Raw genomic sequence first — 12509 nt, 5'->3', positions numbered from 1 at the left:
TTGCTGCACCTTTGCACTTGCCCCCGGCTTTGCTGCGGCTAACTCTGGCGCATGTTCACAGTCTCCCGCACCCGGCTATTCGCTACGCTCATCGCAGCGACCACCCTCGGGCTGGCGATGACGCTGGCCAATGGCATCCCGTCCGATACCGGGGCCTTTGTCCGCACATTGGGGCCGATGCTGTTTGGCGCAGGGTTGGCGCAATGGCTGCTGTTCCCGCTGTTCACCCGCATCGCCGGGGGCCGGGGCCTTTTGCTGGACGTGATCCTCTGGATCGCGCTCATCGCCCTTGCAGGCTTTTTTGCGGGCACCCTGATCATGCCCGGCGCGGGTACGGTTCTGGGGCCAATGGTCACGCTGTCTCTGCCGCTTCAGTCACCGCTGGCAGCTGCGATCTATGCCATGGGCGCAACCCTTGGCATCACCCTGATCCGGCGCGACAAGTCCCGTGCGCTATTGCAACCGCCCGAGTGAGGCGACAGGCACCCAGCCCAACTCGCTGCCATCCTTGGCCACCCGCGCATAGCCGTCGCGTTCTTCGATGACGAACACGCCAAAGAACGCCCCTGCATCAATCCTGCGCAGCGCCGTCCCGCCAGGCGCGTTCAGCACCCCGGTGCCGCCCGCCACCACATGGGTCAGCGTGGTCGGGAACCGCTCTGCCACACCTGCCAGCACCGTCTTTGGCGCGCCCAGCGCAAAATCCGATCCCTTGATCGACATCTGCGGCACCTGCCGATAGCCAAAGGCGGTCTGCGAAAGCTCTGGCACCTTTTCGTCGATGAACGCGGCCAGTTCGGTCACCTCGATCGTGTCATTGCCATTGGCATCGCCCGCTTGCAGCGCCGACAGCAGCGCGTAGGTCAGCACGCCATGGCCCTGATACCCCTCCAGCGCCGGGGCATCATCGGTCGAGGCCGACAGAATCGTCCGCCCCGTTGCCCGCGTCAGCCGCTCCACCGCCGCCGATTGCGACAACGCCGCCTCCAGCCCGCGCGTCGTGGTGGCCGATCCGCTTTCGCAGGTGTCGTAAATCATCACCGATTTGCGCGCCCTGATCCGCGCCATCCACTCCTGCCAGCGCGCCTGCGCGATGCCGCCCCGGCGGATCGGGTCTTCCCCGGAAAAACTGAAATCAGCGGGAATGAAGTGATACTCCCCCCTCCACCGTCTTGCCATGCCCGGCGAGGAAGAACACGAACACATCCGATGGCTGCACCGCCATGGCCATCTGGCCAAAGGCTGCATCCAGCCCGGCATCGGTCACCTGACCATCCAGCAGCGTCACCACATTCACTGATGAAAACAGCTCCGCCCCGGTTTTGGCCAGCGCCTCGCCCATCGCGCGGGCATCGGCGGCAGCATAGGTCAGCCGCAGCCGCCCGTCGGCATAGTCATTCACGCCCACCGCCAGCACATGCAGCGCTGGCACGCTCTGTGCGCCGCTGCCGTCCCACTCGATGACCACCGATTGCGGGGCCGAGGCGATCATCCCCGCCGCATTATAGGCCAGCACCTCGATCACATTGCGCCCCGGTTCCAGCGCCAGCCGCGTGCTGACCGTTGTATCCGCCACAGCCTCTGCCGCGCCAGTGCTGACAGCGGCGGTCAGCCCGCGTCAGTCAGTTCGATCGAGGCATCGACCATTTCCCCCGCCGCCCGCTGTCCCGGCAGCGGCAAGGCCAGCCGGACCTGTGGCACAGGGCCAGAGTCCAGCACCGCCGCCGCGACTACGCCCTCGGGGTCGCCCCCCAGCTTTGCCTGCACCAGATCGCTCACCACCGGGCGTTTGCCAAAGCCGTCAAGGATCGCGGTGTCATACAGAGCCCCGGCCCGAGACGGGTCCACCGCGGCCAGCGTGCCCAGCTCCAGCGCGGCCATCCGGGTCTCGTCATAGCCATCCAGCACGCCGAGCACCACGCCATCGGTGCCGACATAGGTGTCAAACCCCGATTCGACCCCGGTTTCCACCCGCTGCACCAGCCGCCCGGCGGCCATGTCCCAATCCAGCACCCGCCCGCCGCCACTGACCGCATAGACAGAACGGCGTCCGGCAGCGCAATCGCGCCCGCCACCTGCTCCAGTGGGGCACCATAAGTGGCAAAGCGTGCGCCAGTCTGCGGCACCACCTCGCGGATGTCGCCGCCCTCACCGCCGACCAGCACCAGCCGCCCCTCGGGCGTGAACCGCAGACGGTCCACCCAGCCAAAGCCCTGCTGCAACAACTCGCCGCCCAGCGTCGTGCCCGTGGCCAGATCCATCACGGTCCACTGCGCGGTGTAATCGTCCTCATTCGCTCCGGCAAAGGCGACCCGCGTCCCGTCCGTTGACAGATCCACCGTCAGCACATCGCGGAGCGTGTCAGGCAAGGCCACCACACGTGCGCCATCGGGTGTGGTCGGGTACAGCGTGTAGCGCTGGGCGAAAAATCCGTCCGGCTGCTGCTCCATCCGGTACGAGGTGCGCGCCAGCACGCCTTGCGCCGACAGCGCCATATCCGGGCGCAACCCGGTCATGATGCCGCCATAGGGCATCGCCTCGCCTGTCTCTCCCGCCAGATCCACCCGTTGCAGCCCGCCCGTCGCATCGCCCAGCCAGACCGACTGCCCGTCCTGTGCAAACGTCATCGTCTGCGCCTCGGCCCTGCGCGCCAGAACCGCATCACCATCCGCCAGCGCCCAGACCCGCAGCATCCCGACCCCCAGCGCCGCCAGATGCGCGCCATCTGGCGACAGCGCCAGCGCGCCCACCGCGCCGTCAAACAGGCGGGCCCGGTGCAGCACCGCGCCCAGATCATTGGCCGTGACCAGCACCGCAGCGCCCGGCACCAGCACTGCCTGCAACACGCCGTCAATCTTCAGCCTGCGGATCAGTTTGCGGCTTTCGCGGTCCTACAGCGCCACCTCGCCCGAGCCTTGCATCCCGTTGCTGGCCAGCACCGTCAGCATCACCTTGCCATCTGGCGAGATCACCACATCATGCCGCGACTGGATGTCCTGTCCCGAATAGAAATGCGGGGTCGAGGGCACGATCTGGATCGCGGCTTTCCGCTCCGCAACCGCCCCCCGTGCCTGCGCCAAAGGCAGATCAAACACCACATCCGGATCACTCGCGTCTGGCGCGATCACCCCCCAGCCGCCGCTGTCACGCACCGCCATCACGCCGCCGCCATGCCGCCAGAAATCCTGAAACTGCGGCGCGATCACCAAAGCCCCCGTGCGGTCTATCATGCCCCGCGCCTCGCCGACCCGCACCCCCGCGATGCCATCGGCATGGCCAAAGGCCGCGTCAAACTGCGGCGCGATCACCATCTCGCCCTACAGGTTGATATAGCCCCACTTGCCGCCTTCCACCTGCACCGGGGCCAGCCCTTCGGCAAAATCGCGCACGGCAAGGAATTGCGGCGCAATCGGCTCCACATGGTAGATCCCGTGCACGTCAAAGCCCCAAAGCCCACCGCGTTTCACCGCCGCCATGCCGGACGTCACCGCGCGGGCATCCTCCAGCGTCTCTGTCGTGTCACTGGTGTAAGGGTTGGAGCAATACAGCACGGCCACGCCGCCGCCGGGCAGCTTTGCCCGTAACATATCGCCCGCGGGCGCGCTTAGCCCCGCGACCGCATCCAGCACGGTCACCTTTGACTCGATGCCCCGCCACTCCACCACCGGCACGCCATTTGCCGTGCCGCTAAAACACGCCCCGTCATTGCCGGTCAGCGTGTCAAAGGCCAAGGCCGCGCCCGCCGTATGCCCGTCGCGGTCCAGCAACTGCCATTCACCACCCGACAGAACCGGGGTCAGCGCATCTGGTTTGCCAATCGCATCATGCGCGAACGGCACCACCACTTGCCCGCGCGCATCAACGACACCCCAGCGCCCCTGCATCTGTGCGGCAAACCGGTCCCCGGCCTGCGCGCCCAGAGCATCGAACTGCGGCGGTACGATCCAGCTTCCATCCCGCCCCGCCAGCCCCCACAAGCCACCCTGTAGCAGCGGCACCGCGCCATCCTGCGCGGCCCCGGCATCCTCGAACAGCGGGTCCACCACCCAGCGAAAGCCGTCTTGCGCCAGCGCGGGCAACGCGCATAGGGTCAGAACCGACAAGGCCAACGGCAGACGCATGGGAAAACTCCGGTGCCGAGGGTCAGGCTGATGCCACCTTGCGCAACCCGTGCCCCTGCGGCAACCGAGATTTCCTGTGAAGGTTCAGGCCATGCACCCAAACCCCACCTTTCGCACCACCGAACATGCCGCGATCCTCGCCTTTGCCCGGGCGCAGGGCTTTGGCATGCTCACCCTCAACGGCCCTGAAGGCCCGCTTGCCGCGCATGTGCCCTTTGTCCTGTCAGAGGGTGGCGCTGCGCTGGATCTGCATCTTGCCCGCTCAAACCCCATCGCCCGCGCCGCCTTGCCCGGCCCGGCTCTGCTCGCCGTGCAGGGGCCCGATGCCTATATCTCCCCCGACTGGTACGGCCCGCACAGTCAGGTGCCCGATCAGGTGCCGACATGGAATTACATCGCCGTCCACCTGCGCGGTACCCTGCACCCGCTGCCGCCCGAGGCGCTGGAGCCGCATCTCGACGCGATCAGCGCTGAACAAGAGGCGCGGCTGCTGCCGAAAAAGCCATGGACCAGCACCAAGATGTCAGACGATGCGATGCCCCGGATGATGCGGATGATCCTGCCGTTCCGGCTGCAGATCAGCGATCTGCAGGGCACATGGAAGCTGAACCAGAACAAATCGCCCGAGGTGCGGGCCCGCGCCGCCGCCGCCCTGCGCCAGCGCGGCGGCCAAAGCGATGCCGCACGCCTTGCCGATGAAATGGATCGTATTCCGCTGCCCGGTCCGGCATAAGGCGGCCAAGTAACCCTTGGGCCATGCAACCCTTGGGATGGACAGCGGCCCGCCCCCCGCCTAGGATTCGGAGCAACTGACCGGAGGTGACCATGCCGCTGCCCCTTGCCCCGCTGCTGCCCTTTGCGATCCGCCTTGGCGCGGTCGCCGCAGTCGGCTATCTCGCCCAACGCCTGCTCCGCCGCCATGGCCATGTGGGCCGCACCGATCAGCGCGCCGAAGAGGCGCTGGATGATCTCGATGAGGGTCTGGCCTCGCACCGGCCCCGCGATGCGGCAGGGCAGCGCAACACCGCGTTCCGCCTGCGCCGCACCTTCCGCATGGGTGGCAAGAGCTATGAATTTGACGCGGGTGCCATTGCCCGCTTTCGTCTGCGGGAAATCGAATGAACCTCACCCACTCTCCCACCTCGCCCTATGTCCGCAAGGTTCTGGTGCTGATCGCCGAAACCGGCCTGACCGGTATCACGCTGACCCCGGCCTCCGGCACCCCCATTGCCCCCGATGCCGGGGTGGTGGAGCGCAATCCGCTGGGCAAGATCCCGGCGCTGGACCGGCCCGACGGTCCTACGCTCTATGACAGCCGGGTGATCTGCCAGTATCTGAACGCGCAGGCCGGGGCAGGGCTCTACCCCGCCGCGCCCCGGTTGTGGGATACGCTGACGGTCGAGGCCACCGCCGACGGCATCCTCGATGCCGCCCTGCTGATGGTCTATGAGACCCGCATCCGGCCCGAGGAAATGCGCTTTGCGCCGTGGGTAGAGGGGCAGTGGTCCAAGATCGACCGCGCACTGGATGTGCTGGAAACCCGCTGGACCGACCACCTGAACGGGCCATTGGACATGGGCCAGATCGCAACCGCCTGCGCTCTCGGCTATCTGGACTTCCGCCACGCCGCCCGCCAGTGGCGCCAGTCCCGCCCGCACCTGGCCGCCTGGGACGCCACCTTTGCCGCCCGCCCGTCGATGCAGGCCACCCAGCCACAGGGCTAACGCCCCACTGGCAGGCGATGTCCCTGACGCCGGGGCCACCTCGGGGGGCATCGAGCCCCCGCTCGGTGGCGTTGCCACGGCGGGCTGACATGTCAGTGACTGGCGTTCGGGGCTGCGAGGCGGGGCGGTGGTTTTTGAGTATTTGGACCAAGATGAAAGGGCAAGGTGCGCAGTTCGCCCTCTCATCTTGGTCCAAATACGCATTCAGCAGCGGTCACTTGGCGCTACGTCTTGTCGCAGGGACTTGAAAGCCGACGGCCCTCAAGCACCCTTTGTCGGGTGTGAGCCGCGCCCTATCGGCCACAGGCAGGGAAATAACGGTTCAAACCGGGTCAGATGCGCCTTATTGTCCGCTGGACGCCGCGCCCTGGCTTGGCTAATAACCCGATCAGCAGGGTCGTGGGCAACCACCGCCCCGGAATCTTTATGGGTCGCTGTCAGGGCGGCCTTGAAAGGGAGAATATCTCGTGTCCCACGCAGAAGACCACGCAGGCACCCGCAGGGATTTCCTGTACTACGCAACCGCCGGGGCCGGGGCTGTTGCCACCGGGGCCGCCGTCTGGCCGCTTGTGAACCAGATGAACCCCTCGGCCGATGTTCAGGCCTTGTCGTCGATTTTCGTCGACATCTCAGGCGTCGCGGTCGGCACCCAGCTGACCGTCAAGTTTCTGGGCAAGCCGGTGTTTATCCGCCGCCGTTCACCGGAAGAGATCGAGGCCGCCCGTGCCACCACGCTGGACGAGCTGAGCATCGACAAGACAGCGCAGAACCCGAACAAGCCCGGCGCTGACGCCCTTGACCAGAACCGCACGCTGGATGACGCGGGCGAGTGGCTGGTGATGATCGGTGTCTGCACCCATCTGGGCTGCGTGCCGATCGGCGATGGCGCCGGGGAGTTCGGCGGCTGGTTCTGCCCCTGCCACGGTTCGCACTATGATGAGGCCGGTCGCATCCGCAAAGGCCCCGCACCGCGCAACCTCGACATTCCGCTCGCGTCCTTTGAGGACGACGCCACGATCAAGCTCGGATAAGGACAAAACTCATGGCCGGAATTCCGCACGACCATTACGAGCCCAAGACTGGTGGAGAGAAGTGGCTGCACAAGCGCCTTCCCATCGTCGGGCTGCTCTATGACACGCTGATGCTGCCGACCCCCAAGAACCTGAACTGGATGTGGATCTGGGGCATCATCCTGACCTTCTGTCTTGCCTTGCAGATCGTGACAGGCATCGTTCTGGTGATGCATTACACGCCGCATGTCGATCTGGCGTTCTCGTCGGTCGAACACATCATGCGCAACGTGAACGGCGGGCATATGCTGCGCTATCTGCACGCCAATGGCGCATCGCTGTTCTTTGTCGCCGTCTACCTGCACATCTTCCGCGGCCTGTACTACGGCAGCTACAAAGCCCCGCGTGAGGTGACGTGGATCATCGGCATGCTGATCTACCTGGCGATGATGGCCACCGCTTTCATGGGCTATGTTCTGCCCTGGGGCCAGATGTCGTTCTGGGGGGCCACCGTGATCACCGGCCTGTTCGGCGCGATTCCCGGCATCGGCGAGCCGATCCAGACCTGGCTGCTGGGCGGCCCGGCCGTCGACAATGCCACGCTGAACCGGTTCTTCTCACTGCATTACCTGCTGCCGTTTGTGATTGCGGCGCTGGTCGCTGTCCACATCTGGGCCTTCCACACCACCGGCAACAACAACCCCACCGGGGTTGAGGTGCGCCGCGGGTCCAAGGAAGAGGCCGCGCGCGACACCGTGCCGTTCTGGCCCTATTTCGTGATGAAGGATCTGTTCGCTCTGGCGGTCATTCTGGTGGTGTTCTTTGCCATCGTGGGCTTCATGCCGAACTATCTGGGCCACCCTGACAACTATCTGGAAGCGAACCCGCTTTCGACGCCTGCGCATATCGTGCCGGAATGGTACTTCCTGCCGTTCTACGCCATCCTGCGTGCCTTTACCGCCGATGTCTGGGTGGTGATCGCGGCGGAATGGATCACCTTTGGCATCGTGGACGCCAAGTTCTTTGGTGTGCTGGCCATGTTCGGCGCGATCGCCGTGATGGCTTTGGCCCCCTGGCTGGATACCTCATCGGTGCGGTCGGGCCGTTACCGCCCGATGTTCAAATGGTGGTTCGCGCTGCTGTGCGTCGACTTCATGGTGCTGATGTGGGTCGGCGCAATGCCCGCCGAAGAGCCCTATGCCACAATCTCGCTGATCGCATCGGCCTATTGGTTCGCCTATTTCCTGATCATCCTGCCGCTCTTGGGTGTGATCGAAAAACCGCTGCCACAGCCTGCGACCATCGAAGAAGACTTCAACGCCCATTACTCCCCGACGACCGGCGGCACCAAAACCGTCGCGGCCGAGTGAGAAAGGAACTGACTGACATGATCAGGAACATCGCACTCACCGCCACCACCGCCCTTGCCCTTTCGGCAGGGGTGGCTCTGGCCGCTGGTGGTCATTCAGAGATCACCGACATCGCCTTCGCCCACGAAGGCCCCTTCGGCAAATTCGACCAGAACCAGCTTCAACGCGGGCTTCAGGTCTATTCCGAGGTGTGCGCCGCCTGTCACGGGTTGAAATTCGTGCCGATCCGCAGCCTGTCGGATGCGGGCGGACCGCACATGCCCGAGGATCAGATCCGCGCCTATGCCGCGCAGTTCACCGTGACCGACCGCGAAACTGGCGAAGACCGCGCCGGTGTGCCGACCGACCATTTCCCGGTTTCGGGAATGGAAGGCGCACCGGACCTGTCGTTGATCACCAAGGCCCGCGCCGGGTTTCATGGCCCTTATGGCACCGGCATCAGCCAGTTCTTCAAAGGCATCGGCGGGGCCGAGTACACCTACTCGATCCTGACCCATTACGAAGAAGAGCCGGCCTGCGCCCCCGATGGTGTTGACGGGTTCTACTACAACTCCGCCTTCCCCAACGGCGGTGTGCCCGACAGCTGCAAGGACAGTCACGGCGTTTCGACCGTGCCCGGCAGCTGGATCGCCATGCCCAACCCGCTGGGCGATGACATGGTGACCTATGCCGACGGCACCCCGGCGACCGTGGCCAATATGGCCGAGGATGTGACCTCGTTCCTGGTCTGGGCGGCAGAGCCAAAGATGATGGCGCGCAAGGAAACCGGCTTCAAAGCCGTGATCTTCCTGATCGTGCTGTCAACGCTGCTCTACCTGACCAACAAGAAGATCTGGGCCAATGTCAAAGGCAAGAAACTGGTCTGATCGCTGTCATTTCAAGGCATCAAAAGCCCCGCTTCGGCGGGGCTTTTTCGTAACCTGCGCAGAGATCCGGCCCGTGCCTGATGGCCATGCCTTGCGCCGGTTGCAGTAGAGGGACGCCTCCGGCGGGAGTATTTGAAAAGCAGCAATGCAAAGAGCGCCCTTGTCCGGATTGCTGCTTTCCAAATACTCCCGCGCGGAGCGCATTTCTTACCCCAGATAGGCCCGCAGCGCCGGTGGTGGGTTGGCAAACAGTGCCTCGGTCGGTGCGGGCGCATGCGCCAGCCCGTCGGCGACCAGCACGGTCAGCGCGGCAAAGGCTTTTGCGTCGGCCGGGTCATGCGTCACCATCATCACCAGCGCGCCGGTCTCATCCGCCACCTCGGCCACCAAGGCCAGCATCTCGGCCTTCAGCGCCGGGCCGAGGGCAGCAAACGGCTCGTCCAGCAGCAGGACCGGCCGCGCCCGCAACAGGGCGCGCGCCAGCGACGCCCGCCCGATCTGCCCGCCCGACAGCTGCGCCGGTTTGCGTGCGCCCATGCCGCCCAGCCCGACGCGCTCCAGCACCGTATCAATCTGGGTTCGCTGCGCTGCCGACAGCCGCAGATCGGGGCGCAGGCCAAGGCCAAGGTTCTGGGCCAGCGTCAGATGCGGAAACAGGTTCTGGTCCTGAAACAGGATCGTCACCGGGCGCGCGCCGGGATCCAGCGGCCCCAGATCGGCACCCTGCCACAGCACCCGCCCCGATTGCGGCGCAAAGAACCCCGCCACAGCGGCAAGCAGGGTCGATTTCCCCGCACCGGACGGCCCGATCACCGCCACACGCGCGCCTGCGGGCAGTTCCCAGTCGACCGACAGGCGGAACTCCTCCTGCGCCAGCACCACCCTGTCAAACCGCAGCATAGCGACGCCCCCCGTAGTCAAACACCCAGAACAGCGCAAAGCTGACCCCGACCAGCAGCAGTGCCGCCCCCGCCGCCGCCTCCAGCCGGTAGGCGCCCATCAGCCGCTGCACCACCAGCGGCAGGGTCGCGCTCTGTTCGGTGGCAAACAGCGCGATCACGCCCAGATCACCCATCGACAGCGCCGCCGCGAGCCCCGCGCCAAAGCCCAAGGGCCGCGCCAGCCGGGGCAAGACCAACCAGCGCAGCCGCGCCCAGCCGCGCAGACCCAGACTGTCGGCCAGCCGCCCGTAATCGGAGAGCAACACCCGAGCCTCGGGCAGCAGCAGCCGGTACACAAACGGCAGCGTCAGCGCCGCATTCACCGCAACCGTCACCGGCAGCGCCAGCCGCGCGGGCGAGACAAATGGCTGCACCATCAGAAACAGCCCCACGCCCAGCACCAGCCCGGATGTCGCCAGCGGCAGCGCCGCCGCCGCATCTATCGCGCCCGCGCCACGCCCGCCGCGCGCCACGGCCAGCGCAAGCACCAGCGCCGCCGCCACTGTCACCGCCGTCGAGGTCAGCGCCACCAGCACAGACCGCCCCGCCGCCGCCCAGACATGCGCAGGCAGTTCGTCCAAGCCCGGCAGACCGCGCAGCACCACCGCCCCCAGCGGCAGCAGCAAAAACGCCGCCGCCAGCCCGATCGCCAACGCATCGCCGCCCCGCCGCCAGCCCCCCGGCGGGCGCAGCAGCGCCTGCCGCCCCAGTCCCGCCCCAAAGGCGGCGGGAGTCACCAGGAGCCAGCCCAGCACCGCAACCACGGCGCACAGCGCAAACTGAACCGCCGCCAGCAGCGCCGCCCGGCCAAGATTGAACTCGAATCGCACCGCTTGGAAAATCGCCAGCTCCACCGTCGTCGCCCCCGGCCCGCCACCCAGCGTCAGCGCCACGGCAAAACTGGTCAGGCAGATCACGAAGATCACCAGAAACGCACCGGGCGCCACGCTGCGCAGCATCGGCCACTCCAGATGCCGCGCCATCTGAGCCGGGCCAAAGCCCAGCGATTCGGCCAGCCGGAACCGCTCGGACGGAATCGCCTGCCAGCCCTGCAACAGCATCCGCACCGCCAGCGGCAGGTTCAGAAACACATGCGCCAGCACCACCCCATGCGCGCCATAGACCGAGATCGGCCCCATGCCAAACAGCCCCAACCCTTGATTGACCACGCCCGCCCGGCCAAACACCGCGACCAGCGCCAGCACCGCCACAATCGTCGGCAATAAAAACGGAGCGCCCATCAGGGTGATCAGCGCCCCGCGCCCCGCAAAGCTGCGCCGCGCCAGCGCCCGCGCCACCGGCACCGCCAGCGTGACCGATACCAAGGCCGAGACAAAGGCCTGCGCTGCGGTAAACCGCACCGCCGCCCAATCGGCAGGGCCAAGCGCAAACCCGGTCGCCCGCGCCGCCACCGCCAGCACGGGGGCCAGCACGAACAGCGCCAGCGCCCCCGCCAGAAGCGCGGGGATCAGCGCGCCAATGCGGCTTGCCATTCGGCCAAAGCCTCTGCCCGTACCGTCATCGCCTCTTCACTGCTCATGAGCAGTGAGATTTCAGGCCGCAGCGATTCGAACCCCTCTGGCAAACCTGCCGCCGGGGTCACCGCCGGATACATCCAGTTGGTGGTGGGGATCACCGACTGGAACGGCTCCGTCAGCATGAAAGCCAGAAACCGGTCTGCCAGCTCCGGCTGTTGCGACCCGGCCAGTTTGCCCGCCACCTCGACCTGCAGGTAGTGCCCCTCGGCAAAGGCCGCCGCCGCCTTGCTGTCATCCTGTTCGGCAATCAGGTGATAGGCCGGGCTGGTGGTGTAGGACAGAACCATGTCCGCCTCCCCCTCCAGAAACAGGCCGTAAGCCTCGGACCAGCCGGGGGTGACCGTTACGATGTTATCGGCCAGCCCCGTCCAGATCTCGCCTGCCCGTGCGCCGTAGGCCGCTTTTACCCACATCAACAACCCCAGTCCGGGGGTCGAGGATCGCGGGTCCTGGATCACGATCTTTACGTCAGATGCCGCCAGTTCTTCGAACGACTTCGGCGGATCGGGCAGTTTGGCCTTGTCATGGACAAAGGCGAACCAGCCCCAGTCGAATGGCAGGAACAGCGGGTCGTCAAACGCCACGGGAAGCGTGGGGGACGTCATCCCATGCGGGGCAAACAGCCCGGTTGCCGCCGCCTGCGCGGTCAGGCTGGTATCCAGCCCCAGTACCACATCGGCCGTGCCCGATGCCCCCTCCAGCTGTACCCGCGCCAGCAGGGCGGCGCCGTCGCTCGCGCCGACAAAGCGCAGATCGCAGCCGCAGTCGGCCTCGAACGCGGCCTCCACCGCCGGGCCGGGGCCCCATTCGGTCACAAAACTGTCGTAGGTCAGCACCGTGAGGACAGGCGTCTCTGCCGCCGCCGCAAGGGCGATGCAGGACAGGCCGGTCGCAAGGATCGAAGTCTTCATGTCTTCCTCCAACTGCGACGGAACAGGT

16 protein-coding genes are annotated in these 12509 nt (G+C 66.3%); 7 read left to right on the top strand and 9 right to left on the bottom strand.

The window, feature by feature from the left end; translation table 11 throughout:
- Positions 1-51: 51 nt before the first annotated feature.
- Positions 52-474, top strand: a complete 423-nt coding sequence (locus tag D1012_RS08945) for a hypothetical protein (RefSeq protein WP_118151302.1) — start codon at positions 52-54, stop codon at positions 472-474.
- Here D1012_RS08945 and D1012_RS08940 read toward each other — a convergent pair.
- The 6 genes from D1012_RS08940 to D1012_RS08920 are packed head-to-tail and all read right to left on the bottom strand — an operon-like array spanning position 454 to position 4121.
- Positions 454-1179: a caspase family protein gene (locus D1012_RS08940; protein WP_147335652.1), complete on the bottom strand. Its 726-nt coding sequence runs from the start codon at positions 1177-1179 to the stop codon at positions 454-456. The genes D1012_RS08945 and D1012_RS08940 overlap by 21 nt on opposite strands.
- Positions 1136-1576 carry a caspase family protein gene (locus D1012_RS23160; RefSeq protein WP_118151298.1) on the bottom strand — a complete coding sequence of 147 codons (441 nt, stop codon included), beginning with the start codon at positions 1574-1576 and terminating at the stop codon, positions 1136-1138. Before D1012_RS23160 ends, D1012_RS08940 begins: the two co-directional genes overlap by 44 nt.
- A gap of 32 nt (positions 1577-1608) precedes the next feature.
- Positions 1609-1779 carry a hypothetical protein gene (locus D1012_RS22645; RefSeq protein WP_158569282.1) on the bottom strand — a complete coding sequence of 57 codons (171 nt, stop codon included), beginning with the start codon at positions 1777-1779 and terminating at the stop codon, positions 1609-1611.
- Entirely contained in the window at positions 1776-2846 is a 1071-nt protein-coding gene (locus D1012_RS08930) for an LpqB family beta-propeller domain-containing protein (protein ID WP_158569279.1), read from the bottom strand. The genes D1012_RS22645 and D1012_RS08930 overlap by 4 nt, the downstream gene beginning before the upstream one ends.
- A gap of 45 nt (positions 2847-2891) precedes the next feature.
- Positions 2892-3311 (bottom strand): WG repeat-containing protein, encoded by a 420-nt coding sequence (locus D1012_RS08925; protein ID WP_118151294.1) that lies wholly within the window; start codon positions 3309-3311, stop codon positions 2892-2894.
- Between the two features lie 6 nt (positions 3312-3317).
- Positions 3318-4121: a WG repeat-containing protein gene (locus D1012_RS08920; RefSeq protein WP_118151292.1), complete on the bottom strand. Its 804-nt coding sequence runs from the start codon at positions 4119-4121 to the stop codon at positions 3318-3320.
- Positions 4122-4212: 91 nt separating this feature from the next.
- Between D1012_RS08920 and D1012_RS08915 the strand changes: the two genes are divergently transcribed.
- The 6 genes from D1012_RS08915 to D1012_RS08890 all read left to right on the top strand — a co-directional run bounded on the left by D1012_RS08915 (position 4213) and on the right by D1012_RS08890 (position 9091).
- Positions 4213-4854, top strand: a complete 642-nt coding sequence (locus tag D1012_RS08915; protein ID WP_118151290.1) for an FMN-binding negative transcriptional regulator — start codon at positions 4213-4215, stop codon at positions 4852-4854.
- 92 nt (positions 4855-4946) lie between these two features.
- Positions 4947-5243: a hypothetical protein gene (locus tag D1012_RS08910; RefSeq protein WP_118151288.1), complete on the top strand. Its 297-nt coding sequence runs from the start codon at positions 4947-4949 to the stop codon at positions 5241-5243.
- Positions 5240-5845, top strand: a complete 606-nt coding sequence (locus D1012_RS08905) for a glutathione S-transferase (RefSeq protein ID WP_118151286.1) — start codon at positions 5240-5242, stop codon at positions 5843-5845. The genes D1012_RS08910 and D1012_RS08905 overlap by 4 nt, the downstream gene beginning before the upstream one ends.
- 467 nt (positions 5846-6312) lie before the next feature.
- Complete coding sequence (petA, locus tag D1012_RS08900; protein ID WP_118151284.1) at positions 6313-6876, top strand: ubiquinol-cytochrome c reductase iron-sulfur subunit; 564 nt, start codon at positions 6313-6315, stop codon at positions 6874-6876.
- Positions 6877-6887: 11 nt separating this feature from the next.
- Positions 6888-8225: a cytochrome b gene (gene petB / locus D1012_RS08895; RefSeq protein ID WP_118151282.1), complete on the top strand. Its 1338-nt coding sequence runs from the start codon at positions 6888-6890 to the stop codon at positions 8223-8225.
- Between the two features lie 17 nt (positions 8226-8242).
- Positions 8243-9091, top strand: a complete 849-nt coding sequence (locus D1012_RS08890; protein ID WP_118151280.1) for a cytochrome c1 — start codon at positions 8243-8245, stop codon at positions 9089-9091.
- A gap of 207 nt (positions 9092-9298) precedes the next feature.
- Here D1012_RS08890 and D1012_RS08885 read toward each other — a convergent pair whose 3' ends face one another.
- Genes D1012_RS08885 through thiB form a run of 3 tightly spaced genes read right to left on the bottom strand, consistent with a single transcriptional unit; the run spans position 9299 to position 12481 of the window.
- Positions 9299-9991: a thiamine ABC transporter ATP-binding protein gene (locus D1012_RS08885; RefSeq protein WP_118151278.1), complete on the bottom strand. Its 693-nt coding sequence runs from the start codon at positions 9989-9991 to the stop codon at positions 9299-9301.
- A complete protein-coding gene (locus D1012_RS08880; protein WP_118151276.1) occupies positions 9978-11525 on the bottom strand; it encodes an ABC transporter permease subunit in 1548 nt (515 codons plus the stop codon). The genes D1012_RS08885 and D1012_RS08880 overlap by 14 nt, the downstream gene beginning before the upstream one ends.
- Positions 11501-12481: a thiamine ABC transporter substrate binding subunit gene (thiB, locus tag D1012_RS08875; protein ID WP_118151274.1), complete on the bottom strand. Its 981-nt coding sequence runs from the start codon at positions 12479-12481 to the stop codon at positions 11501-11503. The genes D1012_RS08880 and thiB overlap by 25 nt, the downstream gene beginning before the upstream one ends.
- Between the last annotated feature and the right edge of the window lie 28 nt (positions 12482-12509).

Source organism: Pseudotabrizicola alkalilacus (assembly GCF_003443995.1).
Classification (GTDB): Bacteria; Pseudomonadota; Alphaproteobacteria; order Rhodobacterales; family Rhodobacteraceae; genus Pseudotabrizicola; species Pseudotabrizicola alkalilacus.
Note: the sequence above shows the minus strand (reverse complement) of the source record. Positions and strands in the feature narration are given on the sequence as shown.